Source organism: Bradyrhizobium sp. AUGA SZCCT0160, assembly GCF_018130105.1.
Lineage (GTDB): Bacteria > Pseudomonadota > Alphaproteobacteria > Rhizobiales > Xanthobacteraceae > Bradyrhizobium.
The window spans coordinates 21281-46931 of the sequence record NZ_JAFCMD010000028.1 but is presented as its reverse complement, the minus strand read 5'-3'; the positions used below and the strand labels follow the sequence as shown (position 1 = coordinate 46931).

The following is a 25651-nucleotide window of genomic DNA, read 5'->3' as shown; positions in this document are numbered from 1 at the left end:
AGCCATGGCCATGCTCGATCTGGAACTGCTGCGCAGCTTCGTCTCGGTGGTTGATGCCGGCGGCTTCACCCGTGCCGGCGAGCGCGTCCACCGCACCCAGTCGACCGTCAGCCAGCAGATCAAGCGGCTGGAGGAAGACGTCGGCCAGCCGTTGCTCAACCGGAGCGGCAAGGACGTCACGCCGACCGAAGGCGGCGAACGGCTGCTGTCCTATGCGCGGCGGCTGCTGTCGCTGGCGGAAGAGGCCCGCGATGTGCTGACGCGCCCGGGCAGTGAAGGCGCGATCCGGCTCGGCGTGCCCGAAGATTTTGCCGCCTATCGGCTCGCGAAATTGCTGGCGGCGTTTTCACGCTCGCATCCGCAGCTGCGGATGGATGTCCGCTCCGACCAGAGCACTTACCTGAAGCGCGACCTCGAACGCGGCGAACTCGATCTGGCGCTGTTCAAGCGCGCCGCCGGCGAGAAAGTCGGCATCGCGGTGTGGCCCGAACGCGTGCACTGGGTCACCAGCAAGAGCCGGCCGCGCGATACCACGACGGGCTCGGTGCCGCTGATCGGCTTTCCCACCGGCTGCCTGTATCGCTCGCGCGCGATCCACGCGCTGGAAAGCGCCGGCCGGCCCTGGCACATGGCCTACACGTCCTCCAGTCTCTCGGGCATCCAGGCCGCGGTTGCCGCCGGCATGGGGCTGAGCATTCTGTCCGAGATGGCGATCCAGGCCGACCACCGCGTGCTCACCGCGAAAGACGGCTTTGCGCCGATCGACCGGACGGAAGTCGCGCTGGTCGCCGCACCGGATGCCAGCCCCGCCACGTTGCGGCTCGCCGATCGGCTGGCGGAGTTTTGCAATACGGTGCAGGCGAAGGCGGCGTAGCTGGCGCCGAACTGGTGCGCTCCCTCCCCGCGTGCGGGTGTGGGCGTGCGCACCAAGTAATGCATGCCAAATGGTGCGTCGGGATCAGTTCACCTTCATGTTGCCGGCGCCATCGACGTCGCTGGCAGGATTGTATCCGGAGTCGTGCAGGTTCTTGAGGTACACCCGCTGCGAGGGGACACCGGCCGGGGCAGAACCCCCGGCCATGGAAGCGTTGGCGTCGTGCGGGTGGCGGCGCTGCGTGCCAGCCACCCTGGCTCCGGCCCGTGCATTGTACCCACCGTTTTCAAAATTCGCAGTGCTCGCAGCTGCTGCGCCGCCCGGCTCCGCCATCATCTTGCTGGCGGGGGTTGGGACGCCTTTGTTCAGGTAATCGCGATCTGGATACATTGCGCAGTCCGTGCACTGCGCAAATGCCGCGGACGTCGCTGCGGATGTCAGAGCTATCGACATCAAGGATGCCGCAATGAGCGTTTTGTAGTTCATGGTATTTGCTCCATGGTTAAGCGAGTCTCAGCTCGCCTTGATTTTGTAATCGACCTGTTGTCTCGGCGGGACAAGCCCGCTCTCCCGCTTAGGTCTTATGCGTTTTTCGAAACAGTCGATGGACATCGCCGACGCCCTTGGAGTCAGCACCAAGAATCCTCGCTAGCTGAGGCGAAAGGCAGGAAATCCATGTGCGGCTGGCGATGTTTGGCGAAGAGCTGTTGCGCCGATCAACAATGACTCACCACATAGTGAATTAGCGCTGACTCACTATTTCAAATCTGCGACTGCCGAAATCACGAACGTGTCAACCGTATTACGAAAAGGTAAGTTGGCTCGTATCAACGGTGAGCTACGGTCGCTCTCGTGAATCCGCATGAGCGATTAGCCGCGTCTCGCAGTTCACCTGACAGGAAACGACGAAGCGGTCGTAGAGCGACCGCGGCATCGTCGTTCGCTCAATAACATCGCGACGCTGCGATCGCGTGCAGCCTGTTGTCGCCGATCACGTGCGCCATCAGGCCCGGTGTCTGGAAGATCTTTGCAAACGCCGGATCGCGAATGCTGAGGCCGCCGGTGTAGGCGCCGAATGCCGGCATCACCGCGCGTTCGCCGTCAGAGGCAAAGCATCGCCGCTCCATCGAACGGCCACGGGTGGCGACGCGCGCCTTGGGATGCAGATGGCCGGCGATTTCGCCGGCAGCGCCCGTTGGCTCATGGCGGAACATGATGTTGCCGATGGCGACTTCGCTGGCGACAACGCCGCCGAGATCGGACGGCAAGGCCGGATCGTGATTGCCTGATATCCAGATCCAGTCGCGCCGCGCCTGCATCGCAGACAGCGCGTCGCGATCGGGCGCCGACAGCCGCTCGTGGGCGTCGCGGTCATGAAAACTGTCGCCGAGCGCGATCACCATGCGCGGATCGTGCCGCGCGATCACGGCGGCTAGCCGGCCCAGCGTCGCCACCGTGTCGTAAGGCGGCAGCAGCACGCCGCGCGCGGCGAAGCTGGAGCCTTTTTCGAGATGCAGGTCGGAAACGACGAGCAGGCGCTGTTCCTGCCAGAACAACGCGCCGGAGAGATCGGCGAGGAAGCTCACATCTGCGATCGAAACTTTCGAAAGCCGCGCCATTTGATCATCGTCCGAAGCTTGCGCCGCTGCCTTCACATTCTATCCTGTCGCTTCCCTGACCAACTCATCGGCGGCTTCCGCCAGCAGCTCGTCGGCCGCTTCGCCATAAACTGACTCGCGGCCGATTTCCAGCATCACCGGCACCGCCAGCGGCGAAACACGGTTGAGTTCCCGATGGATGATTCGGCCCTGAATACGCGACAGCATATCACCGAGCCGCTTGAGATCGAGCAGCCCGGTGGCGGCGTCGGCGCGCGCGGCGCGCAGCAGCACATGGTCGGCCTGGTGCTTGCGCAGTACGTCGTAAATCAAATCGGTCGAGAACAGCACCTGGCGGCGGGACTTTTCCTCGCCGGTGAAGCGCCGCGCGATCAGGCCCGAGATCACGGCGCAGGTGCGGAAGGTTCGCTTCATCAGCGCGGATTCGGCAAGCCATGCCTCGAGATCGTCGCCCAGCATGTCCGGATCGAACAGCGCGTTGAGATCGAGCTTGCCATGACGGATCATGAACGACATGTCGCCGAGCCCCCACACCGCGACCGCATATTCATTGGCGACGAAGCCGAGCGGCCGCACCCGCGCCCGCTCCATCCGCCGCGTCAGCAGCATGCCGAGCGTCTGATGCGCCAGCCGTCCCTCGAAGGGATAGCAGATCAAATAATGCTTGTTGCCGCGCGGAAAGGTTTCGATCAGCAATTCGCGCACCGCCGGCACGCGCGAAAAGTGCCGTTGCAGCGACAGCCAGTCGCGCACCTGATCCGGCAGCGCGTTCCAGGCTCGCTTGTCGTCGAGCAATTTACGCACGCGCTCGGCGAGATAGGTCGACAACGGAAACTTGCCGCCCATATAGGACGGCACCTTCGCATCCGCATCGTTGGCGCGCGAGACGTAGACCTGGTCCTCGGCGAGCGCCTCGTAGCGCACCACCTCGCCGCCGAACACAAAGGTATCCCCGGCCACCAGTCCCTCGATAAAGTATTCCTCGATCTCGCCGAGCATCCGTCCACCGCGTCCAAGTGCGCCGGTCGAACCGGCACCGCCGCCGCGCGAACGCACCAGCCGGACCTTGAGCATCGGTTCTTCGACGATGGTGCCGACGTTGAGGCGATAGCTCTGCCGCACCCGGGGGTTGGCGACGCGCCAGCGGCCCTGCTTGTCCTGCTTGATGCGCGCGAAGCGCTCATAGGTTTTCAGCGCGTAGCCGCCGGTGGCGACGAAATCGACGACGTCGTCGAAATCGGCGCGCGTCAAGCCAGAGTAAGGCGCCGACGTCAGCACCTCCTCATAGAGTTCATCGGAGAGAAACGGCTCGCCGCAGGCGCATCCCAGCACGTGCTGCGCCAGCACGTCGAGCGCGCCGATCCGCAGCGGCGGGGTATCCTGCGCGTTCTCCGCGATCGCATCGATTGCAACGGCGCATTCCAGCACCTCGAAACGGTTGGCCGGCACCAGCACGGCGCGCGAGGGTTCGTCTAATCGATGGTTGGCGCGGCCGATCCGCTGCATCAGCCGCGAGGAGCCCTTCGGCGCGCCGACATTGATGACGAGGTCGATGTCGCCCCAGTCGATACCGAGGTCGAGCGAGGAGGTGCAGACCACGCCGCGCAATCTGCCGGCCGCCATCGCGTCCTCGACCTTGCGGCGCTGCGCGACGTCGAGCGAGCCGTGATGCAGCGCGATGGCGAGGCCGTCGTCGTTCATGCGCCAGAAATCCTGGAACAGCATTTCGGCCTGGCTGCGGGTGTTGACGAACACCAGCGTGGTCTTGTTGCGCTTGATCAGCTCGTACATTTCGCCGAGCGCATGGCGGGCGCTGTGCCCGGCCCATGGCAGGCGCTCCCGGGTGTCGAGCATCTCGACCACGGGCGCTGCGGCGCCGCCGGCAACGACAATGTCGGCGGCTTCAATTTTGCGGTCACGCTGCGGCACCAAAAACCGCGCCAAGGATTCCGGCTCGGCGACCGTCGCCGACAATCCGATGCCGCGCATCTCGGGCGCCAGCCGCCACAGCCGCGCCAGCCCCAGCGACAGCAGATCGCCGCGCTTGGAGGTGACCAGCGCATGCAATTCGTCGAGCACGATGCGCTTCAGTGAGCCGAACAGGAACGGCGCATCGTCGGAGGACAACAGCAGCGCCAGTTGCTCGGGCGTGGTCAGCAGAATATCGGGCGGATAGCGCCGCTGCCGCTGCCGGCGCGACACCGGCGTGTCGCCGGTGCGGGTTTCGACCTTGATCGGGAGGCCCATCTCGGCGATCGGCGCCTCCAGGTTGCGCGCGATATCGACTGCGAGCGCTTTCAAGGGCGAGATGTAAAGCGTGTGCAGACCGCCGGTACGCTTCACGCCGCGGCCGGTCGAGATGACGTTTTTCTTAGCGCCCTCGCCTACGACCGGCGGCGGAGCAGACAGTTCCACCAATGTCGGCAGAAACCCCGCCAGCGTCTTGCCGGCGCCGGTCGGTGCGATCAGCAGCGCCGAGCGATCTTCCCGCGCCTTCGCCAATAGTTCCAGCTGATGCTCACGCGGCGACCAGCCGCGCGACGCGAACCATTGAAGGAAGCGCTCGGGCAGCGGCGCGGCCGGCTCGGCCGATATGGCTGGTAGGATTCGGGCTGGCACAAAACAAGAACTAAGCCGTCAGGGCCGCCACGTCGAGGGGTATCAACCTCGCCTCACTCCGTGCGAGGCTCAAATCATCCAAATCGTCATGGCCGGGCTTAGCCGTCCAAAGGACGGCGTCGCTTCCGCTCGCCTATGCCCGGCCATCCACGTCTTGTTCTGCGGTCGTCAAAAACGTGGATGCCCGGGACAAGCCCGGGCATGACGAGTTGAATAGGCCAGGAGAAGGTCAACTACTCCGTCACCGGCTTGTCGGAAATATCCCAATCCTTGCCGTTGAACTGCGAGATGAAGAGCGTCTTCATCGGCGTGTAGTCCTCCGGCGTGTAGCTGAAATTGACGCCGTCGAGGAAATACGGCGAGTGGAAGCCGGCCAGCGTGGTCGCGTGTTTCAGCACGTTGGCGCGGGTGAGATCGTCGCCGCAGCGGCGCAGGATTTCCGCCATCGACGCCACCTGGCCGTAGCCGGCGAAGGCGATGGTGTTGTCGGGATCGACATTGGGCAGATATTTCTTGCGCAGCGCCTCGAACGCCATCACGTCGGGATCCTTTTCCCAGCGCGGCACGCCGACTTCCTTGGCGTAACGGATCGCGACGATGCCGGTAGCGTTCTCGAAACCGGCGGCGCTGAGGATCGAACGTCCGGTCGATCCCGCCGACAGCAATTGCAGCGGCTTCCAGCCGAGCTCGACCACCTTTCGGATCGACTGCGACGACGCCTTGCCGGTCGAGATGTTGTAGAAAACATCCGCGCCCGACTTCGATAGATTGATCAGCTGCGAATCGATGGTCGGCTCGGTCAGATCGTAGCTCTGCTCCATGATCACCTTGGCGGTGCCGCCGGCCTCTTCCAGAATCTTCTTGAACGGCGCCAGGAAATCGCGGCCGAAATCGTCGTTCTGGTAGAGAATGCCGATTTTGGCGTTCGGCTTCGTGGCCACGACGTATTTGGCGAGGATGCGCGCCTCGGTCGGATAGAGCGGCAGGCCCGCCATGGTCCATTTGAAGTTCTTCGGATCGTTCCATTTCGACGCACCGGTATTGAGCATCAACTGCGGCACGCCCTTGGAGTTGAGGTATTTGTGCACGGCGGTCTGCGGCGCGGTGCCGAGCGAGCCGAACAGCGCCAGCACTTCGTCATTCTCCACCAGCCGCCGCGTCGCTTCCACGCATTTCGGCGCGCTGTAGCCGTCGTCCATGGTGAGGAATTTCACCTTGCGGCCGTTGATGCCGCCCTTTTCGTTCAGCATCTGGAAATAGGCTTCGCCGACCCGGCCGAGCACGCCGTAGAGCGAGCCGGGACCGGAATGCGGCACGGTCTGTCCGAGCTTGATTTCGGTATCGGTCGCGCCAGGATCGTATTTCTTCTCGGCGGCCCAGACGAACGGGGCGGGCAATACGGAAGCCGCGAGGGCGGATAGCGCGGTGGCGCCGAACTCGCGGCGTGTTTGCTTGTTTTTCATTGTTGTTTCTCCCTTTGTTGTTGTCGATGCCTGAATGCAGCGATCTGTCATTCAGGTTGTGCGGATCGAAATTGGCTTCGACTTGCGCTGCGTGAGCCGGTATTCCCGGCAACTTACTGGTCCTGGCCTTCCCATTGGTTGTGAGATTCCGGCTGCTCGTTTCCTTCCGCCATTGCCCGGACTTCGTCGAATGCGGAATGGACATGCTTTTGCACCAGAGCCGCCGCCCGGGTTTCATCCCTGTCAGCAATGGTGGCCACGAACTCCTGATGATCGGCCAGTGAGCGGCGGCGAATGACCGGGGATGAGAAATACTTCTGCCGCCACTGAAAGCTCATCAGGAACAAAGGCGTCAGCGTTCGAACGATGATGGCGTTCTGGCTGGCCGCAGCCATTGCCAGATGAAACTCGACATCTTCATTGGCGACATTGAGTTCAGCCTGCACCCGATCGGCATAATTGGCGACCAACTCGCGCAACCTGTTGAGATCGGCATCGGTCCTGCGCGCGCATGCGAGGCGGATCGCATGGGTTTCAAATATGACGCGGGCCTCGCTCACATCGCGCATGGTGCGCTCGTCAAACGGCAGATCCAGATTGGCCTGGATGACCAGGGAATCGAGCCCGCTGTCTTCGAGCGCGTTGCGCAGGAAAATACCGGACTTCGGCCGTCGCTCGGTCAGCCGAAGCGCATCAAGAACCGCCAACGCTTCCCGCACCGAGCTGCGGGTGACACCAAAGCGGTCCGACAGTTCGCGCTCTGACGGCAGCCGGTCGCCCTTCTGCAATCGGTGATGGCGAATGAACTCGATGGTCCGCTTGACCGCTCGCGATCCTTCGCTTGCTTGCTGTGGCACGGTCATCTGATCCTACCAATCTGGTAGGTCCAGATTGGTATATCCGCGCCGGTTTGTCCAGCCCGCCGCGCGAGGCATGCTTCACGGGTCGAACGGTGCGGGCAGTCAGCCCTTGGCTGCGACCGCGACAAGCCCCGGCACCGGGATGTTGTCCTCGGTGCGTGCCGAGCGATCTTCGAGCAACAGGAATGTGAGGCCGGCCGCTTCCACCGCTGCGCGCACATGAGCCGCCGCGTGGGCATAGCGCAGCCCTGCGCCGAGAATGACGCCTTCGCCGGCATGCGTCTCGGTCGTGAAGGCGAACAGGCCGCCGGCGGCCAGCACGCGGCTTGATTCCGCCAGCACCGACGCGAGATCGGCAACATAGATCATCACGTCGGCGGCCAGGATGAGATCGGCGCTGCTGGCAGGCTGCGCGCGCAGACCTTGCACAATGTCGCCGACTTCAAGCTCCGCATAACAGCTGGTCGCGCGGGCCTGCGCGATCATGCGCGGCGACAGATCGATGCCGATGAAATGATCGACCTCCTTGGCGAAGGCCGTCGCGACGAGCCCGGTGCCGCAGCCGAGATCGATGGCGCGCTTGAAGAAGGCGGGCTTGCGGGCGGCCGCGCGCACCGACAGCACCGCCCTGAACAGCAGGTCCGGGCCGCGATAACCGAGATCGTCCACCAGCGCGGAATTGAACCGCCGCGCGTATTGATCGAACAGCACCTGCACATAGCCTTGCGGCATCGCGGCCAATGGTTCGGCGCCGAGCCGCATCAGCCGCAGGCGGGCGCCATGACGATCATCGGGATCACCGTCCCACGCCTTGCGAAACGCCGTGATCGCCGCATCGCGCTCGCCGAGCGTTTCTCTGATATCGCCGAGCGTGAACCAGGCCGTGACGAAATTCGGCGCCAGATCCGTCGCCTGCAGCAGCAGGTCGGCGGCGCCGGGCAGATCGCCCTTCATTTGCAGGTCGCGCGCAAAATCATAGCGGCGATCGGCCATCAGATCGCCGGAGGTCAGGAATATTCGCGTGGGCATGGGCTCTATGGGGCAGGTAAAAATCGGGGCAATACGCCCTATATAACCAAGATGCGTCCACAAGACATCCTGCTGCCAGCTCCCGCCGGTTTGTGCTGCAAGCCCGGCGGCTTCCATATCGATCCGGTTCGGTCCGTCGAGCGCGCCGTGATCACCCACGGCCATTCCGACCACGCCCGTGCCGGCCATGGCGCGGTTCTGGCGACGCAAGAGACGCTCGACATGATGCGGCTGCGCTATGGCGATAATTTCGCAGGCTCTACGCAGGCGATCGCCTATGGCGAGGAACTCAGGCTCGGCGACGTCAAAATCAAATTCCATCCCGCCGGTCACGTGTTGGGCTCGGCGCAGATTGCCGTCACCTGCAAGGACACCTGCATCGTCGCCTCGGGTGACTACAAGGACGCTTCGGATCCAACCTGCGCGCCGTTCGAAGTGGTGCCGTGCGACGTCTTCATCACCGAGGCGACGTTCGGCCTGCCGGTGTTCCGCCATGGCAACGCAGCCGATGAGGTGAAGAAGCTGCTGGCCTCGGTCGCGCTGTTCCCGGAGCGCGCGCACCTGGTCGGCGCCTACTCGCTCGGCAAGGCGCAGCGCGTAATCGCGCTGCTCCGCGAGGCCGGCTACGACGCGCCGATCTATCTGCATGGCGCGATGGAGGCGATCACGCACTATTATCAAAGCCGCGGCGTTGCGCTCGGCGATCTTCGTCCGGCCAAAGGCATGAAGAAGGTCGATCTCGCCGGCACCATCACGCTGGCGCCGCCGTCAGCGACCTCTGACATCTGGACGCGGCGCTTCCCCGATCCGGTCACGGCGTTCGCCTCGGGTTGGATGCGGGTGCGCGCCCGCGCCCGCCAGCGCGGCATCGAATTGCCGCTGGTGATTTCCGATCACGCCGACTGGGACGGGCTGACCGCGACGATCGAGGCCACCGGCGCCGGCGAAATCTGGGTCACCCACGGCCAGGAAGATGCGCTGGTGCATTGGTGCAAGACCAAGGGCCTCGCCGCGCGGCCGCTCGATCTGGTCGGCTACGGCGACGAGGACGAGCACGAGGCGCCGCCCGCCAAAGAGGCCGAGGCATGAACCGCTTCGCCGAATTGCTGGACCGCCTCGCCTATGAGCCCGGCCGCAACAACAAGCTGCGCTTGATCACGGCGTATTTTCGCGACACGCCCGATCCCGACCGCGGCTATGCGCTGGCGGCACTGACCGGCGCGCTGTCGTTCAAGCACGCCAAGCCCGGACTGATCCGCGACCTGATCACCGACCGCGCCGATCCCGTGCTGTTCGGCCTGTCCTATGATTATGTCGGCGATCTCTCCGAGACGGTGGCGCTGATGTGGCCGAGGGCGGCGTTGCCCGGCCACAACAACCCGCCCCCACCCACGCTTTCCGAAGTCGTCACTACGCTACGCACCCTCGGCAAGACCGAGCTGCCGAAGCAGCTTGCGCGCTGGCTCGATGAGCTCGATGAGACCGGCCGCTGGGCGCTGCTAAAGCTGGTCACCGGGGCGATGCGGATCGGCATTTCGGCGCGGCTCGCCAAGACTGCCGCGGCCAACCTCGGCGGCAAGGACGCCCACGACGTCGAGCTGATGTGGCCGGGATTGAGCCCGCCCTATCTCGACCTGTTCGCCTGGCTGGAAGGCCGCAGCGAGAAACCGGTCAATCGCGATCCGACACCGTTCCGCCCTGTGATGCTGGCGCATGCGATCGAGGATGCGGATTTCGCCAATCTCGATCCCGCCGACTTCATCGCCGAATGGAAATGGGACGGCATCCGCGTGCAGGCGGTGAGCGGCCGCGACGAGCGCGGCCACATCCAGGCGCGGCTCTATTCACGCACCGGGGAAGACATTACGAAGAGTTTTCCGGACCTCGTGCCATCGCTGCATCTGCAAGGATCTTCAAGTTTCGCCATCGACGGCGAATTGCTGGTACTGCGCGAGGGCCGCGTGCAGACGTTCAACGTGCTGCAGCAGCGCCTCAACCGCAAAGTGGTCTCGCCAAAATTGATCAAGGAGTACCCGATTCATTTGCGCGCCTATGATCTGCTCGGCGACGACGAGAACGATCTGCGCGAGCTGCCGTTCATCGAACGCCGCGCGCGGCTGGAGGCGTTCGTCAGAAAGCTTGACGATGCCAGGATTGATCTGTCGCCGACGGTCGCCTTTGACAGCTGGGACGCGCTGACGGCGGCGCGCGCCGATCCGGCCCAAGCCGGCGCCGGTGAGGATGCCGACGCCGTCGAGGGCGTGATGCTCAAGCGCCGCAACGCCGCCTATCTGCCGGGCCGCCCCAAGGGCCAATGGTGGAAGTGGAAGCGCGACCCGCATCTGATCGATGCCGTGCTGATGTATGCGCAGCGCGGCCACGGCAAGCGCTCGTCCTATTATTCGGACTACACCTTCGGCGTCTGGACCTCGGGCGAGGACGGCGAACAGCTGGTGCCGGTCGGCAAGGCCTATTTCGGCTTCACCGACGAGGAGCTGCTGCAGATCGACCGCTTCGTCCGCCGCAACACCACCGAAAAATTCGGGCCCGTGCGCCACGTCGTGCACGAGCCCGACCAGGGGCTGGTGCTGGAAGTCGCCTTCGAGGGGCTGGCGCGCTCGCCGCGGCACAAATCCGGCGTCGCGATGCGGTTTCCGCGCATCAGCCGGCTGCGCTGGGACAAGCCGCCGCGCGAGGCCGACCGGCTGGAAACGCTGGAGCGGATGCTGAAGAGTGACGCCAGCATTACCGCGGCGTAATCCTGCAACCCATTGACGTCTGAAGGCGGGTTCCCCATCTGCTGACCGCTATAGTGGATTCTTGTTTTGACGCGTTTTCTTCACGCGAACCGGTATCCACTTCGCTCGAAAACGCTACAATGCGCGGGCGTGACCCGCAGGAGAGTGAGATGCCCAACGACGTCAGGGATTTGCCGGCCAGCAATGACGGCCTCAACCGCTTTCTCGGCGGCTCGCCGCTGGCGGTGGCATTCCGGCTGATCCTGCTGTCGGTTCTGGTCGGCGTGGTCCTTGCCGCTGTCGGCTTCGATCCCTGGAACATTCTGCACAGCATCCGCATGCTGTTCCAGCGGCTCTGGGATCTCGGCTTTGACGCCGTCAACTGGCTGTGGCGCTACTTCCTGCTCGGCGCCGTGATCGTGATTCCGGTCTGGCTGTTGTCGCGGCTGTTCGGCAGCCCGCGCGGGCGCTAAATCTCCTCGCCAAGGGACCGCAGCCGATGCAACTGCAATTTATCGGCTGCGGCGACGCGCTCGGCTCCGGTGGCCGCGCCAACACCTGTTTCCATGTCACCGGCGCCAGCGTCAATTTCCTGATCGATTGCGGCGCCTCGTCGCTGCTGGCGCTGAAGCGGCTCGGTGTCATCAGCGACGGCATCGACCTGATATTGATCACGCATTTCCACGGCGACCATTTTGGCGGACTGCCGTTCTTCCTGCTCGATGCGCAGTTCACCCGCCGCACCCGTCCGCTCGTCATCGCCGGTCCGCACGGAATCGAGACCCGGCTGACGCAATTGATGGAAGCAATGTTCGAGCATTCCTCAAGGACGAAGCAGCGCTTCGAGCTCTCCGTCGTCGCGCTCGATCCCGAGGAAAGCCGCAGCTTCGGCGCGGTCAAGGTGACGCCCTATCCTGTCGTGCACGGCGAATCCGGCGGCCCGTTCCTGGCCCACCGCATCGAGGCCGAAGGCCGCATCATCACCTACAGCGCCGACACCGAATGGACGGAGACGCTGATCCCGGCCGCGCGCGAGGCCGACCTGTTCATTGCCGAGGCGTATTATTACGACAAGATCGTCAAGAACCACCTCAGCCTGAAAACGCTGGAAGCGCATCTGCCCGAGATCAACGCCCGGCGGCTGATCCTGACGCATATGAGCGACGACATGCTGGGGCGGCTGGGTTCGCTTTCCTATTCCACCGCAAGCGACGGTCTGGTGGTCGAGCTGTAAGCATGCATTTGCCGGCCGCTCCCTCGAAAGTCACGACGGCACAGGTATTTGCCATCGCGGGTCCCGCGATGATCGCGAACCTGACGACGCCGCTGATCGGCATCGTCTCGACCACGGCGATCGGCCGGCTCGGCGATGCCACGCTGCTCGGCGGCGTGGCGGTCGCCTCCGTGCTGTTCGACTGCCTGTTCTGGCTGTTCGGTTTCCTGCGCATGAGCACAGTCGCGTTCACAGCGCAGGCGCTCGGCGCCGGCGACACGCAGGAACTACGCGCCATCCTGCTGCGCGGCTTCATCGCCGCCGGGCTGGTCGGCGCTGCGCTCATCCTGCTGCAGACCCCGCTCGCCAGCCTCCTGCTGGAGGCGATGGGCGGCAGCGAAGGCGTGACGCGCGCGGCGAAAACCTATTTCACGATCCGGATCTGGTCGGCGCCGCTGGCGCTCGGCAATTATGTCGTGCTGGGCTGGCTGATCGGACAGGCCCGCGCCAGGCTGGCGCTCGGCACCCAGATCGCCATCAACCTGATCAATGCGGCAGCGACCGCGCTCCTGGTGCTGGTGCTCGACTTCGGCATTGCCGGCGCGGCGATCGCCGCCGTGATCGCGGAAGCGGCCGGGCTCCTGCTCGGCATACTGATCGCGCGGCGCCTCTCCCAAGGGCAGCCGGCCATCTTGCGCGCCACGCTGTTCGACCGCACCAAACTGATGCGCTTGCTGGCGGTCAATCGTGACATCCTGATTCGCACCGCGGCGTTGATCGCGGCCTTCCTGTTCTTCACCGCGCAGGGCGCCCGCGCCGGCGATCTGACGCTCGCAGCCAATGCGGTGTTGAACAATTTCCTGATGATCAGCGCCTTCTTCCTCGACGGCCTTGCCAACGCCGCCGAACAGCTCTGCGGCCGCGCCTACGGCGGGCGCGACAGACGCGGATTCGCCGGCGCGGTCAAACTGGTCGTGCTCTGGGGTTTTGGCTTCGCGCTCGCCGTCGCCGCCGTCTTCGCCCTGTTCGGTCCCGCGCTGATCGACATCATGACGGCGAGCGCCGACGTGCGGCGCATCGCGCGCGATTATCTGCCGTTCGTGATCTTCGCACCGCTGCTCGGCGTGTTCGCCTTTGCCTTTGACGGGGTCTATATCGGCGCCACTTGGGCGCGCGACATGCGCAACCTGATGCTGCTGTCGCTTGCGATCTTCCTCGGCGCGTGGCTCGCGTTGCGATCGTTCGGCAATGCCGGGCTGTGGGGCGCACTATTGGTGCATTATGCCGCCCGCGGCGGCCTGGAAGCGCTGCGTTATCCGGCGTTGTTGAGGAAGTCGTTCGGAGGGTGAGTTCTTCCCTTCTCCCCTTGTGGGAGAAGGTGGCGCGAAGCGCCGGATGAGGGGTTCTATCCTCAAACTCTAATCTTGCCGTGAGGAGAGAACCCCTCACCCGTCTTCGCTTCGCGAAGCCACCCTCTCCCACAAAGGGAGAGGGGAAGATTCATCTACTGCACCGGCCATTCCTCGGCGGTGATGGTCGCGGCATCGGCGCCGACGATTTCCGCAAGCGAATCGCGGCCGGTGCGCAGCAAGGTCGAGGACAGATCGTTCTTGATGTCCTCGACCAGCCCGAGGCCCTTGTAGATCAGCGACGAGTAGAGCTGGATCAGGCTGGCGCCGGCGCGGATTTTTGTGAGTGCGGCACCTCCGCTGTCGATGCCGCCGACCCCGATCAGCGGGAAGGCACCTTCGGCACGCACATAAGTCTCCGCGACCATCCGCGTCGACAGCCGGAACAGCGGCCGTCCCGACAGGCCGCCCTGCTCCTTGGCACGGCCGGATTCGCGCAAGCTCGAGGGCCGCGCCAGCGTGGTGTTGGCCACGACCATGCCATCCACCCGGCGCGAACGCGCGATGTGCACGACGTCGTCGAGTTCGGCCAGACTGAGATCCGGCGCGATCTTGAGCAGCACCGGGGAATCGCCGGCATTCTTGCGCACCCGCTCGCGCGCATCGATCACCCTGGCGAGGAGATCGTCGAGGGCTGCCGATTGCTGCAGATTGCGCAGGCCCGGCGTGTTCGGCGAGGAGACGTTGACGGTGAAATAGCTCGCGACCGGCGCAAAGGTCTCGATCAGCTTGACGTAATCGGCGGTGCGGTCGGCCGAATCCTTGTTGGCTCCGACATTGACACCGATGATGCCGGAGAGATGCGCGCGCGAGGCGAGCCGCCGCAGCACAATCTCCGCCCCGTCATTGTTGAAACCCATCCGGTTGATCACGGCCTCGTCGCGCTCCATCCGGAACAACCGCGGCCGCGGATTACCGACTTGCGGTTTGGGCGTCACCGAGCCGATCTCGACGAATCCAAATCCCAGCCGCAGCAGCGCGTCGGGCGCCTCCGCGCTCTTGTCGAAGCCCGCGGCCATCCCGATCGGATTGGGGAAGTTCAGGCCGAAGGCGCGCACCGCCAGCTTCGAATCGTCAGGCTTTGAGCGGATCGGCGGCAGCAGCCGCAGGCCCTGGATCGCCATGCGATGCGCATCCTCCGGATCGAACCAGCGCAGCAGCGGCAGGGAAAAGGCGTCGAAGGCGCGGATCACGGCGCAAGCTCCGGAATGTCATGATGGCCGTCGGACCGCGTCCGCATGTCGAGGATGGCGGTGACGGCGCCGAGATCGAGTTCGCCATAGAGATGCGGGAACAATTCGTCGTTGCGCGAGGGTTCCCAGCGCAGGCTGTCCCCCAGCGCATCGGCGTCGACCGCGATCAAGAACAGCCCGGTCTGGCCGAAATAATGTTTCCGCGCGGTCTCGGCGACCTGGGACGCTGTGGAAAAATGAATGTAGCCGTCGCGCAGATCGTCCGCGCTGCCCCGATAGACGCCTTGCCGCTCGGCCTCGCGCCAGGCCGAGGCGGGGCTGATTTTATAGATCGTGGGCACTCGCCGGCATTCCCTGTTTGTCGTTGAGTCTCTTGGGATTTTTCCCGGGATTCTGGGTCGGGCGCCGACCGTAAAGGCGGCTGGGGCTGAACTCAAGCGCCGCCGCGCCGTCCGGCCAGCCTGGAATTTGCGGAAAACCCGCGTTTCAGGCAATAATTCCTAAACCCGACTTTGAGTGATCCCATGGCCAAGCCATCCAAAGCCCGCATTCTCACCCACGGCCAGGTCTGGACCGCGCTCGACCGGCTCGCCGAGCGCGCCGGGCTGTCGCCCTCGGGCCTTGCGAAGCGCTCCGGCCTCGACCCCACCACCTTCAACAAATCCAAGCGCATCACGGGCGACGGCCGCGAACGCTGGCCCTCCACCGAATCGGTCTCCAAGGCGCTGGCCGCGACCAATTCCTCGATCGACACGTTTGTGCAGCTGATCGGCGACGGCGCGCGCAGCCAGCAATCAGTGCCGATGCTCGGCCTCGCCCAAGCCGGCAGCGGCGGCCATTTCGACGACAGCGGTTTTCCCGCCGGCAAGGGCTGGGATGAGGTGGCCCTGCCCGCCGCGGGCGACGAGCACGCCTACGCGCTGGAAATATCCGGCGATTCGATGAAGCCCGCCTACCGCGACGGCGACATCATCGTGGTCTCGCCCGGCACACCGATCCGGCGCGGCGACCGCGTGGTGGTGAAGACGAGCGACGGCGAGGTGATGGTGAAGGAATTGAAGCGCCGCACCACCAGGACGCTGGAGCTGCAATCGCTCAACCCGGCGCATGCCGACCGCGCGCTCGACGCCGACGACGTCGAATGGATCGCGCGGATCGTATGGGCGAGCCAGTAGGGTTGCCCCCGGCTCCGGATATCCTACAGGATGTGCTGGAAGATTCCCTTCACATCGTTCTGTGCGGGATGGCTGCGGGGACGGCATCAGCCAAAGCCAAGGCTTACTACGCGCACAAGCAGAACAAGTTCTGGAAGATTCTCTACGAGACCGGGCTGACGCCGGCGCTGCTGCAACCGCAGCAGTATCGAGATCTGCTGCAGCATCGGATCGGCCTCACCGATCTCGTGAAGACGCACTCGGGCATGGACCACCAGATCCCGCTATCGGAACTGCGACTGGATGCGCGATCCCGCCTGAGCAATTCGGTTGCGGTATTCCGGCCGAAATTCCTGGCATTCACGAGCAAGGCGGCCGGACAGGGATTTCTCGGCGGCAAGCGCGATTACGGCAAACAGGCTGAGCGGATCGCCCACACACGAATCTGGATCCTGCCCTCCACGTCGGGCGCCGCGAACGGAAGCTGGCGGCCGGAGATTTGGCACGCGTTTGCGGATGCGGTGCGGGCTGCCACCTTCGTCGTCCCGGCCTTGAGCCGGGACCCATAACCACAAGCGTTAGTGGTGATAAGAAAGTCGTCGAACAGTCTTCTCCAAACGGGAAGCTGCGGCGTATGGGTCCCCCGATGCGCAATTGCGCATCTGAGCTCAAGGCCGGGACGACAGCGGAGAATGTCGCTACGTCGCGTAATCCGGCTCTTTGCGATCGAGCATGCGCTTCAACGCATCGAAGTGCCGTTGTGCCGGGGTCGGTCCCTTGTAGAGACGCTCATCCTTGTATTCGCGCTGGGTCTTCTCCACCACGGGCGCGGGAAGCTGCTTCAGCCTCTGCCCGGTCCACATCGCGTAGATCTGCACCTGCGCAGCGCGTTCGACGTAATAGAGCATGTCGTAGGCCTCGGCGACGGTCGCACCGACCGTCGAGATGCCGTGATTGGCCATGAACAGCACCTGCTTGTCGCCGATCACCTTCGCAAGGCGGGCACCCTCGGCAGGATCGACGGCCGGCCCGGTATATTCGTCGTCATAGGCGATGGCGCCTGATAGCCCGACCTCGGTCTGGCCGATCTCCTTGATGCGGGGATCATCGAGGCGCGTCAGCGCGCTGGCATAGGGCATGTGGGTGTGAAACACCGCTTTGGCCTGCGGCAGCGCCTTGTGGATCGGGGCGTGGATGCAATAGCAGGAGCGCTCGACCTCGCCCTCGCCGCGCTTGACCTCACCGTCATCGACGCCGACTTCCATGAAGGACGAGGCCGTCACCTCGGACCAATGCATGCCGAACGGGATCTGGTAGTAGCGGTCGCTGCGGCCCGGCACCGTGTAGGTCAGATGGTTGAAGATGCCTTCGGAAAAACCCTGGTTGAAGGCGAGGCGATGCGCGGCCGCCAGATCGACCCGCGCCTGCCACTCCTCGGCGCTGCTGTCGTTGATCAAGTTCGGCGAAACCCTGAACTGCATGCGTCTGCTCCCAATGTTGCCCGCCTCTCCACGGAGGCTTGATGGCGGATAGTGTAGCGCAATTCGGTGCAGGCCGCGGTTGAAATTGCGGCGGGCCTGCCATCTGGATTTGCGGCTTCTTCTTCCCTGCTTCCCTTCTCCCCTTGTAGGAGAAGGTGGCGCGAAGCGCCGGATGAGGGGTCTCTATCCGTAGAGGGAGTTGTGTCCGCGGAGAGAACCCCTCACCCGCCTACGCTTCGCTCCGGCACCCTCTCCCACAAGGGGAGAGGGGAAGAGAAGCGCGCGCCTCTTAAGCCGACCTCGCCAGCGCGCCGTCAATCATGGCCACCGCATTGGTCAGGCCATACACCGCGACGAACGAGCCGAAGCGCGGGCCTTTTTCCTGACCGAGCAGCACCTGATAGAGCATGTTGAACCAGTCGAGCGAGACGCCCGGCCGGCCATCCTTGCCCTTCTTGACGAGATCGAGGAATGGCTCGCGGCGGCCGATCTCGTAGACCACGTTCTGGATCTCTTCCGCCGTCGACGTCGCCGGCAGTTGCGACAGCGCGTCGCGCAGATCCTGCAGCGCGACGCGCTCACCGTCTGTCGGCTCACGGAATTTTTTGGTCGGCGCCACGAAGTCGCGATAATAATTGATGGCGTAGCCGACCAGCGCGTCGAGCTTCGGATGCGTCTGCGGCGTCACGCCGGGCCGATAGCGCCCGATAAAACCCCACAGCGTTTCGGCGTTCTCCGCATTCGACGACGACACCAGCGTCAGCAACAGCTGGAACGTGACCGGCATGTCGGCCTTCGGCGGCTGGCCGGCATGGATGTGCCATACCGGATTTTGCAGCTGCTGCTTGGCGTCCTGCCGCGGCAAGCCGTCGAGGAATTGCTGGTAGTCATCGACATTGCGCGGGATCACGTCGAAATGCAGCCGCTTCGCCGCCTTCGGCTCGCGGTACATGAACAGCGACAGCGATTCCGGCGACGCATAGCGCAGCCATTCGTCGATCGTGAGCCCGTTGCCCTTCGACTTGGAGATCTTCTGGCCCTGTTCATCGAGGAACAGTTCGTAGTTGAAGCCTTCCGGCGGCGTGGCGTCGAGCGCCCGGGTGATCTGGCCCGAGAGCTTCACCGAGTCGATCAGATCCTTGCCGGCCATCTCGTAGTCGACGCCGAGCGCGACCCAGCGCATCGCCCAGTCGGCCTTCCACTGGCACTTCACATTGCCGCCCGTGACCGGGGTTTCGACCTCCTCGCCGCTGTCGGGGTCGACATAGGTTATCGTGCCGGCGCCAATGTCGCGGCGGATCATCGGCACCTGCAGCACGACGCCGGATGTCTTGCTGATGGGCAGGAACGGGGAATAGGTCGCGCGCCGGTCCGGCCCCAGCGTCGGCAGGATGATCGCCATGACCTTGTCGTAGGCGGCGAGCATCTTGAGCAGCGTCGCGTCGAAGCGGCCCGATGTGTAATAGTCGGTAGAACTGGCAAACTCGTAGTCGAAGCCGAAATGATCGAGGAATGCACGCAAGCGCGCGTTGTTGGCGGCGCCGAACGAGGGGTGTTCGTTCGAGAACGGATCCGGCACGCGGGTCAGCGGCTTGCCCAGATGAGCCGCCATCATGTCGCGATTGGGGACGTTGTCCGGCACCTTGCGCAGGCCATCCATGTCGTCGGAGAACGCCAGCAGCCGCGTCTTGATCTTGTCCTCGGTCAGCACGCGAAAGGCATGGCGCACCATGGTGGTACGCGCGACCTCGCCGAAGGTGCCGATATGCGGCAGCCCCGACGGACCGTAGCCGGTCTCGAACAGCACCTCGTCCTTCGGGCTCTTTTTCAGCCGCGCGACAATCGCTTTGGCCTGCTCGAACGGCCAGGCGTTGGATTGTTCGGCGAGCGCACGCAAATCGCTCGGGCTGGCGGCAAGGTCGATGGTGGACATTTAGACGGGCTTTCTCCGAAGGGCCGGGAAACGGGCTTGGTATTATAGACTCGTAGGGTGGGCAAAGCGAAGCGTGCCCACCACAACGTTCAGCGAGTAAGATGGTGGGCACGGCGCAAGCGCGCCTTTGCCCACCCCACGAATCCAAATCCAGCGTCAAAACGGACTGATGGAAAAATAACGCAGCCACAAATCCGTATAGCGGCCTTTTTCCCAGAGCCGGAACAGCGCCCAGTTCAGCGACTGCCGCAGCAGATCGTTGCCCTTGCGGACCGCGATGCCGATGCCCTCGCCGAAATAGCGGCTCTCGACGAACGGCCCGCCCGAGAAGGCGCAGCATTCGGCTGAATCCGTGCCGTTGATCCAGAACGCCAGCGCGATCGCGTCGCCGAAGATGAAATCGACCTCGCTTCGCCGCAGGGCCAGCCGCAGCGCCTCGTCATTGGGGTACGATTTGATCTCGGCGTCGGTAAACATCGCCTTCAGATAGGCCTCATGCGAAGTGCCGGCGATCGCGCCGATTTTCTTGCCTTCGAGATATTCGGGACGCACCTCCGGCATCACGGCGTCGCGCCGCGACACGAAGCGCGCCGGCGCGCGGTAATAGGGGTCGGTGAAATCGATGCGGGCGCGCAATTGCGGCGTCACCGCCATCGACGCGATGATGGCGTCGCCGCGGTTGCTGGTGATGGCGTCGATCAGGGTCTCGAACCGGCGCATCTGGATGGTGCAGGTAACCTTGATCTCGTCGCACAGCGCGCGCGCCAGATCGACATTGAAGCCGGCCGGGTTGCCGTCGGGGCCGGTGAAGTTGAACGGCGGATAGTCGGTTTCGGTCAGGAACCGGATCACGGTCAGGCGCGACAAATCGGGCCGGTCCGGACGCCGCCTGGGGTCCCAAAAACCTGGCACCGCCTGCGGCGCCGCCTCGACCGCGGGCCGGGGCGCGGTTTGTGCGGACGCCTCACCGGGCAGCATAACAGCCAGCGCAGCCGCGATCGAAATCCCGGTCAGCAAGCTGCGGACGGATTTTGGCAATCTGGCGCTTTGTAACAAGGCTGGCTGGTGGGGCATTGCCGGCGTTTTGTTGTGGAATTGGATGGCCTTATAGACCATCCGGCATCCGATGCGAGGCCGTTTTGCGAGGCTCTGGTACGGCTCAGAGATATTTCTTCAGATCGGTCGCAGCTTCCTGGGGTGTCCGTTTCAGGTTGAACGGCGAGACGAAGCGGCCGTCGCGATCCATCAAATAGACCAGCGCGGTGTGGTCCATGGTGTAGTCGCCGTCCTTGAGCGGGACCTTCTTGGAATAAACCCGGTAGGCCGACAGCACCTTGGCCACCGCCTCGGAGTTGCCCGTCAGGCCCTTTAGATGCGGGTCGAAACTGGAGAGATATTCCTTCATCGCGACCGCGGTGTCGCGCTCCGGATCGACCGAGACGAAAAAGGCGTTGACGCGGTCGGCGTCCTTGCCCATCGCCTTCAGGACTTCGGAAATCTCGAACAGCGCAGTCGGGCACACATCGGGGCAATGGGTGAAGCCGAAGAAGATCAGCGTCGGCCGACCCTTGAGATCCTTGTCGGTCACGGTCTGGCCGGCCTGGTCGGTCAGTTGAAATGGCCCGCCGATCGCGGCCGGCGCCGTGACGGTGCGCAGGCCGCCGAGCGCCCACAGCATGATCAGGAGGCCCACCAGCAGGCTGACGGCAAAGGAGGCGACGATCACCAGCGGGCGGATGCTCCGGTCCATGCGAAAATTCCTTATGTCCGGATCAGAAGCAGGCCGAAATACCGGCGGCGATCATTTCAAAGAACACCGTGGTCCCGTAGTGGAACCAGAGCGCCGCGGCGCCGCACACGGCTAGCCCGCCGAGGCTGGCGGCGCCCCAGACGATCGCGGACGCCACCCTGCCCTGCGGCCGGGGTGCCGCGATCATCCCATGCTGGGTGGAAATCGGCTGAACCATGCGGTTCAGATAGGGCCAGTTCCAGGGCCAGGCAAGCGCCATGGCCGCGCAGCCAATCACGTCATGCGGAGGAATATCTGCTGTTTCAGCGCGACGCCAGGCGATCTCAGGGAGACGCCGGGGCGATCGCGGTGCGACGCTAGGGCGATCGCAGTGCGACGCCGGGATCTCAGCGAGACGCCGGCTTGATCGCGGAGGCCTGGGCGTCGAGATAGCAGGGCCTGAACATCGCCTGCAATTGCTTGCCGCGCAGGAAGATCATGCGCTGGGTCAGGCCGCCGCGCTGGGCGATCCAGCGCCGGATTGGCGTCGGATACATCGAATACAGCATCTGGGTCGCTTCGGCGTTGGTGATCGCCCGGCCGTTGGCGCCGAAATCCCAGGCAGCATGGAAACCGAGATTGGCGTGCGAGGTGACGCAGATCCTGTCGTGGGGAACGGCGCCGAGAACGATAGTGCAGGCCGAGGCGCACAGGCCGTCGATGATGACCATCTCGCCGGAACTGCGCAGGCCCTGGTATTTATCGACATAGGTACCGATCCGGCCGCCACGATCGTCGGCGATCCGGACCACCGCCTGGCTCGACACAACCCCTGCCAGCAGCAGCACCGCCGCAAGCAACCCCGTCACCAGCTTCATATCCCAGCCCCAGTCCTGAAACGTCGAACCCGAATCTGATTGTCTTCGTGATGCAAGACTTCGCGAGCGTCGTTCGAGACCGTGATTTTGTCTAGGCGGCTGGAGCCAGTCAAAACAAATTCAAATTAAGTGTTGCAGTGGCGCTGCACCCGATGCGCGAAAAGGTCCCAAACTGGAACAAGTTAACGTCTTCACGGTGGTAGCTTCGCCACAGGCAAGCGGCATTTGCCGTTGACCGCATTGGATCGCGTGGTTTGAATCAATTTCGGGTTGGGGAGGACACGATGGCAGAGGACGCAGACGTAATCGTGGTCGGCGGCGGGTTGGCCGGGCTGGTCGCGGCATGCGAAATCGCAGACGCCGGCAAGCGCGTCATCGTGATCGACCAGGAGGGCGAACAAAGCCTTGGCGGCCAGGCGTTCTGGTCGTTCGGGGGCTTATTCCTGGTGGATAGTCCGGAACAGCGTCGGCTCGGCATCAAGGACAGCTACGATCTGGCGCTGCAGGACTGGTTCGGCACCGCCGGCTTCGACCGCGACGAGGATTTTTGGCCGAAGAAGTGGGCGGAATCCTATGTCGCGTTCGCCGCGAGCGAGAAGCGCGAGTGGCTGCGCGCGATGGGACACCGTATTTTTCCCGTGGTCGGCTGGGCCGAACGCGGCGGCTATGACGCGATGGGGCACGGCAATTCGGTGCCGCGCTTTCATGTCACCTGGGGCACTGGCCCGGGCATCGTCGAGCCGTTCGAACGGCGCGCCCGCGAGGCGCAGAAGATCGGCCGGCTGACTTTCAAGTTCCGCCACCGCGTCGATGCGCTCAGTATCACCAACGGCACGGTCGAGGGTGTCAGCGGGTCGATCCTCGAACCCACCAATGTCGAACGCGGCCAGAGCAGCTCGCGCCAGGTCACCGGCGATTTCAGCTTTCGCGCCCAGGCGGTGATCGCTGCCTCCGGCGGCATCGGCGGCAATCACGATCTGGTCCGCCAGAATTGGCCGAAGCGCCTCGGCGAACCGCCGAAATTCATGATCTCCGGCGTGCCCGAACATGTCGACGGCAGGATGATCGGGATCACCGAGGCTGCCGGCGCGCGGCTGATCAACCGCGACCGGATGTGGCATTACGTCGAGGGTATCCGCAACTGGTCGCCGATCTGGCCGCGCCACGGCATTCGGATCCTGCCCGGGCCGTCATCGCTGTGGTTCGACGCGACAGGCAAACGGCTGCCCGCGCCGCTGTTTCCCGGCTCCGACACGCTCGGCCAGCTGCACTACATCATGTCTACGGGATACGATTATTCCTGGTTCATCCTGACCCAGAGCATCATCAAGAAGGAGTTCGCTCTGTCAGGCTCGGAACAGAACCCCGACCTCACCGGCAAGAGCTGGCGCATGACCATCAAGCGCGCCACCAACAAGGGCGCGCCGGCGCCGGTGGAAGCATTCAAGCAGAAGGGCGCCGACTTCATCGTGCGCGATAATCTCGCCGACCTCGTCAGCGCCATGAACGCGCTCAGCCGCGACAATCTGCTGCAGCTCGATCACATCAAGCGCCAGATCGAGGCGCGCGACCGCGAGATGACGAATCCCTACGTCAAGGATGCGCAGGTGATGAACATCCACAATGCGCGGCGCTATATCGGCGACAAGCTGATCCGCACAGCCAAACCGCATCGCATCCTCGACCCCGAGCATGGCCCGCTGATCGCGGTCAAACTCAACATCCTGACCCGCAAGACGCTCGGCGGCTTCGAGACCGATCTCGACTCCCGCGTGTTCGGCACGGGCGGCGAGACCATCAAGGGGCTGTACGCCGCCGGCGAGGCCGCCGGTTTCGGCGGCGGCGGCGTGCACGGCTACCGCTCGCTGGAGGGCACGTTCCTCGGCGGGTGTCTGTTTTCGGGGCGGAATGCGGGACGCGCGGCGGCGAAGGCGGCGGGATGACAGGGCAAGCAGACCAAAGCCGAAGGACCCGGAAACAAAACCGCGAAAACAACCCCATGCAAAGTAAGGAACCCATTGCCAGGGCTGTTGTTTTGATGCCGAAGGTCATAGCCATACTACTCGCGGCAGCCTTGGTGATGGCCGGGAGCGGCGCGCCGGCCCGCGCCCAGGGCAACGCCGCCGCGCCGGCGCCCTCGCTCGCCAAACTCGAACGCGTGTCGCAATTGTTTGAAAACGAAGTGACGACCGGCAAGCTGCCCGGCGCGGTCGTGCTGATCCAGCAACATGGCAAGCCGGTCTATCTCAAGAGCTTCGGCGTTCGGGACGTCGCCACCAAGCTGCCGATGACGCCGGACACGATCTTTGCCATCCATTCGATGACCAAGCCGATCACCAGCGTGGCGGCGATGATGCTGATCGATGAAGGAAAACTGGCGCTGGCCGATCCGGTGTCCCGATACATTCCGGCATTTGCCGACACGAAGGTCGGCGTGGAATTCAAACCGCGCGACGGCAACCCGGTCCTGCAGCTCGTGCCGCCGATCCGGCCGGTGACGATCGAGGATCTGCTCCGGCATACGTCCGGCATCACCTATGAATACATCGGCAGCGAATTGATCATGAAGGCCTATACGGACGCCAACATCTTTGAGGGGCATTTCAACAACGCGGAATTTGCCGAGCGCATCGCCCGCCTGCCGCTGGCGAGGCAGCCCGGCACACTCTGGCGCTACGGCCATTCCACCGACGTTCTCGGGCACGTCATCGAAATCGTCACCGGCAAATCGCTCTATCAGTTCCTGAAAGAGCGCATACTCGATCCGCTTGGCATGACCAGCACGAAGTTCGTGCTGCAGGGCGCGGCTGAAGCGGCGCGCATGGCCGAGCCGCTGCCGGGCGATACCGTCCTGCGGATGTCGGGGAAGGAACGGCGCAGGCATCCCGAATGGGAATCAGCCGGCGGCGGCCTGCTTTCGACCATCACGGATTACGCACGCTTTGCGCAGATGCTGCTGGGCGGCGGAAAGCTCGACGGCAAGCAGTATCTCAGCGCGGCCGCGTTCAAGCAGATGACGTCAGATCAGATCGGACCGGGCTCCGGCGTCGGGCGGGATTACTTCTATTTTCCCGGCGATGGCTTTGGTTACGGCTTTGGCCTTGCGGTTCGCGTAGAACCTGGAAATGCCAAGCCACCGCCGGCAGGCTCGATCGGCGAGCTGAAATGGGACAGCGGCAGCGGCACCTATTTCGGCGTCGATCCCAAGCTGGACATGATCTACATCCTGATGGAGCAGACCCAGCTCGAGCGCCAACGCATCACGCCTGCGTTCAAGGCGCTGGTGTATGAGGCGTTTGAAAAGTAGCCGGCTCACCTACATTCGTCATGCCCGGCCTTGTGCCGGGCATCCATGTCTTGGCTTCCGTTAAGCAAGGAGGACGTGGATGGCCGGGACAAGGCGAGCGGAAGCGACGCCGTCCTTCGGGCGGCTAAGCCCGGCCATGACGAGCCTCATTT

At 64.0% G+C, this 25651-nt stretch carries 24 protein-coding genes; 10 read left to right on the top strand and 14 right to left on the bottom strand.

Annotated elements, in window-relative coordinates; all coding sequences use genetic code 11:
- Positions 1-10: 10 nt before the first annotated feature.
- Entirely contained in the window at positions 11-874 is an 864-nt protein-coding gene (locus JQ558_RS32645; protein ID WP_212296348.1) for a LysR substrate-binding domain-containing protein, read from the top strand.
- A gap of 84 nt (positions 875-958) precedes the next feature.
- Here the strand turns inward: JQ558_RS32645 and JQ558_RS32640 are convergent, their stop codons facing one another.
- From JQ558_RS32640 to JQ558_RS32615, 6 genes are all read right to left on the bottom strand, one after another.
- Complete coding sequence (locus JQ558_RS32640) at positions 959-1360, bottom strand: hypothetical protein (protein WP_212211300.1); 402 nt, start codon at positions 1358-1360, stop codon at positions 959-961.
- Between the two features lie 458 nt (positions 1361-1818).
- Positions 1819-2493, bottom strand: a complete 675-nt coding sequence (gene pdeM, locus JQ558_RS32635) for a ligase-associated DNA damage response endonuclease PdeM (RefSeq protein ID WP_212296328.1) — start codon at positions 2491-2493, stop codon at positions 1819-1821.
- Positions 2494-2532: 39 nt separating this feature from the next.
- Complete coding sequence (locus JQ558_RS32630) at positions 2533-5112, bottom strand: ligase-associated DNA damage response DEXH box helicase (RefSeq protein WP_212296327.1); 2580 nt, start codon at positions 5110-5112, stop codon at positions 2533-2535.
- Positions 5113-5345: 233 nt separating this feature from the next.
- Positions 5346-6575 carry an ABC transporter substrate-binding protein gene (locus JQ558_RS32625; protein WP_212211304.1) on the bottom strand — a complete coding sequence of 410 codons (1230 nt, stop codon included), beginning with the start codon at positions 6573-6575 and terminating at the stop codon, positions 5346-5348.
- Between the two features lie 113 nt (positions 6576-6688).
- Entirely contained in the window at positions 6689-7438 is a 750-nt protein-coding gene (locus JQ558_RS32620) for a FadR/GntR family transcriptional regulator (RefSeq protein ID WP_212211305.1), read from the bottom strand.
- A 99-nt stretch (positions 7439-7537) separates the two neighbouring features.
- Positions 7538-8464 (bottom strand): class I SAM-dependent methyltransferase, encoded by a 927-nt coding sequence (locus tag JQ558_RS32615; RefSeq protein ID WP_212276165.1) that lies wholly within the window; start codon positions 8462-8464, stop codon positions 7538-7540.
- Between the two features lie 51 nt (positions 8465-8515).
- Here JQ558_RS32615 and JQ558_RS32610 point away from each other — a divergent pair, with 51 nt between their 5' ends.
- The 5 genes from JQ558_RS32610 (at position 8516) to JQ558_RS32590 (ending at position 13764) form a co-directional block, all read left to right on the top strand.
- A complete protein-coding gene (locus tag JQ558_RS32610) occupies positions 8516-9553 on the top strand; it encodes a ligase-associated DNA damage response exonuclease (RefSeq protein WP_212276166.1) in 1038 nt (345 codons plus the stop codon).
- Positions 9550-11223, top strand: a complete 1674-nt coding sequence (locus JQ558_RS32605; protein ID WP_212211314.1) for an ATP-dependent DNA ligase — start codon at positions 9550-9552, stop codon at positions 11221-11223. Before JQ558_RS32610 ends, JQ558_RS32605 begins: the two co-directional genes overlap by 4 nt.
- Positions 11224-11372: 149 nt before the next feature.
- Positions 11373-11675 (top strand): DUF6460 domain-containing protein, encoded by a 303-nt coding sequence (locus JQ558_RS32600; RefSeq protein ID WP_192735422.1) that lies wholly within the window; start codon positions 11373-11375, stop codon positions 11673-11675.
- Positions 11676-11701: 26 nt separating this feature from the next.
- Positions 11702-12436 (top strand): MBL fold metallo-hydrolase, encoded by a 735-nt coding sequence (locus JQ558_RS32595; protein WP_212211321.1) that lies wholly within the window; start codon positions 11702-11704, stop codon positions 12434-12436.
- A gap of 2 nt (positions 12437-12438) precedes the next feature.
- Positions 12439-13764 (top strand): MATE family efflux transporter, encoded by a 1326-nt coding sequence (locus JQ558_RS32590; RefSeq protein ID WP_212296326.1) that lies wholly within the window; start codon positions 12439-12441, stop codon positions 13762-13764.
- A 155-nt stretch (positions 13765-13919) separates the two neighbouring features.
- Here JQ558_RS32590 and JQ558_RS32585 read toward each other — a convergent pair whose 3' ends face one another.
- Positions 13920-15017 (bottom strand): quinone-dependent dihydroorotate dehydrogenase, encoded by a 1098-nt coding sequence (locus JQ558_RS32585; RefSeq protein WP_212276167.1) that lies wholly within the window; start codon positions 15015-15017, stop codon positions 13920-13922.
- Entirely contained in the window at positions 15014-15358 is a 345-nt protein-coding gene (locus JQ558_RS32580) for a DUF952 domain-containing protein (RefSeq protein WP_212296325.1), read from the bottom strand. Before JQ558_RS32580 ends, JQ558_RS32585 begins: the two co-directional genes overlap by 4 nt.
- A 183-nt stretch (positions 15359-15541) precedes the next feature.
- Here JQ558_RS32580 and JQ558_RS32575 point away from each other — a divergent pair, with 183 nt between their 5' ends.
- Both JQ558_RS32575 and JQ558_RS32570 read left to right on the top strand, forming a co-directional pair.
- Complete coding sequence (locus JQ558_RS32575; protein WP_212276168.1) at positions 15542-16192, top strand: helix-turn-helix transcriptional regulator; 651 nt, start codon at positions 15542-15544, stop codon at positions 16190-16192.
- Positions 16159-16740, top strand: a complete 582-nt coding sequence (locus JQ558_RS32570) for a mismatch-specific DNA-glycosylase (protein ID WP_212296324.1) — start codon at positions 16159-16161, stop codon at positions 16738-16740. Before JQ558_RS32575 ends, JQ558_RS32570 begins: the two co-directional genes overlap by 34 nt.
- A 129-nt stretch (positions 16741-16869) precedes the next feature.
- Here the strand turns inward: JQ558_RS32570 and JQ558_RS32565 are convergent, their stop codons facing one another.
- The 6 genes from JQ558_RS32565 to JQ558_RS32540 form a co-directional block, all read right to left on the bottom strand.
- A complete protein-coding gene (locus JQ558_RS32565; RefSeq protein ID WP_212276170.1) occupies positions 16870-17652 on the bottom strand; it encodes a class II aldolase/adducin family protein in 783 nt (260 codons plus the stop codon).
- A gap of 289 nt (positions 17653-17941) precedes the next feature.
- Positions 17942-19585: a lysine--tRNA ligase gene (locus JQ558_RS32560; RefSeq protein WP_212296323.1), complete on the bottom strand. Its 1644-nt coding sequence runs from the start codon at positions 19583-19585 to the stop codon at positions 17942-17944.
- 156 nt (positions 19586-19741) lie between these two features.
- Positions 19742-20659: a transporter substrate-binding domain-containing protein gene (locus JQ558_RS32555; protein ID WP_212296322.1), complete on the bottom strand. Its 918-nt coding sequence runs from the start codon at positions 20657-20659 to the stop codon at positions 19742-19744.
- A gap of 85 nt (positions 20660-20744) precedes the next feature.
- Positions 20745-21335: an SCO family protein gene (locus JQ558_RS32550; protein WP_212296321.1), complete on the bottom strand. Its 591-nt coding sequence runs from the start codon at positions 21333-21335 to the stop codon at positions 20745-20747.
- A 22-nt stretch (positions 21336-21357) separates the two neighbouring features.
- Positions 21358-21594 carry a hypothetical protein gene (locus JQ558_RS32545; protein ID WP_249142744.1) on the bottom strand — a complete coding sequence of 79 codons (237 nt, stop codon included), beginning with the start codon at positions 21592-21594 and terminating at the stop codon, positions 21358-21360.
- 127 nt (positions 21595-21721) lie between these two features.
- Entirely contained in the window at positions 21722-22192 is a 471-nt protein-coding gene (locus JQ558_RS32540) for a hypothetical protein (RefSeq protein ID WP_212276174.1), read from the bottom strand.
- 284 nt (positions 22193-22476) lie between these two features.
- On the opposite strand from JQ558_RS32540, the gene JQ558_RS32535 reads away from it, so the two are divergent.
- Complete coding sequence (locus tag JQ558_RS32535; RefSeq protein ID WP_212296320.1) at positions 22477-24135, top strand: FAD-binding dehydrogenase; 1659 nt, start codon at positions 22477-22479, stop codon at positions 24133-24135.
- 137 nt (positions 24136-24272) lie between these two features.
- Complete coding sequence (locus JQ558_RS32530; RefSeq protein WP_409410614.1) at positions 24273-25499, top strand: serine hydrolase domain-containing protein; 1227 nt, start codon at positions 24273-24275, stop codon at positions 25497-25499.
- The last annotated feature ends 152 nt before the right edge of the window (positions 25500-25651 follow it).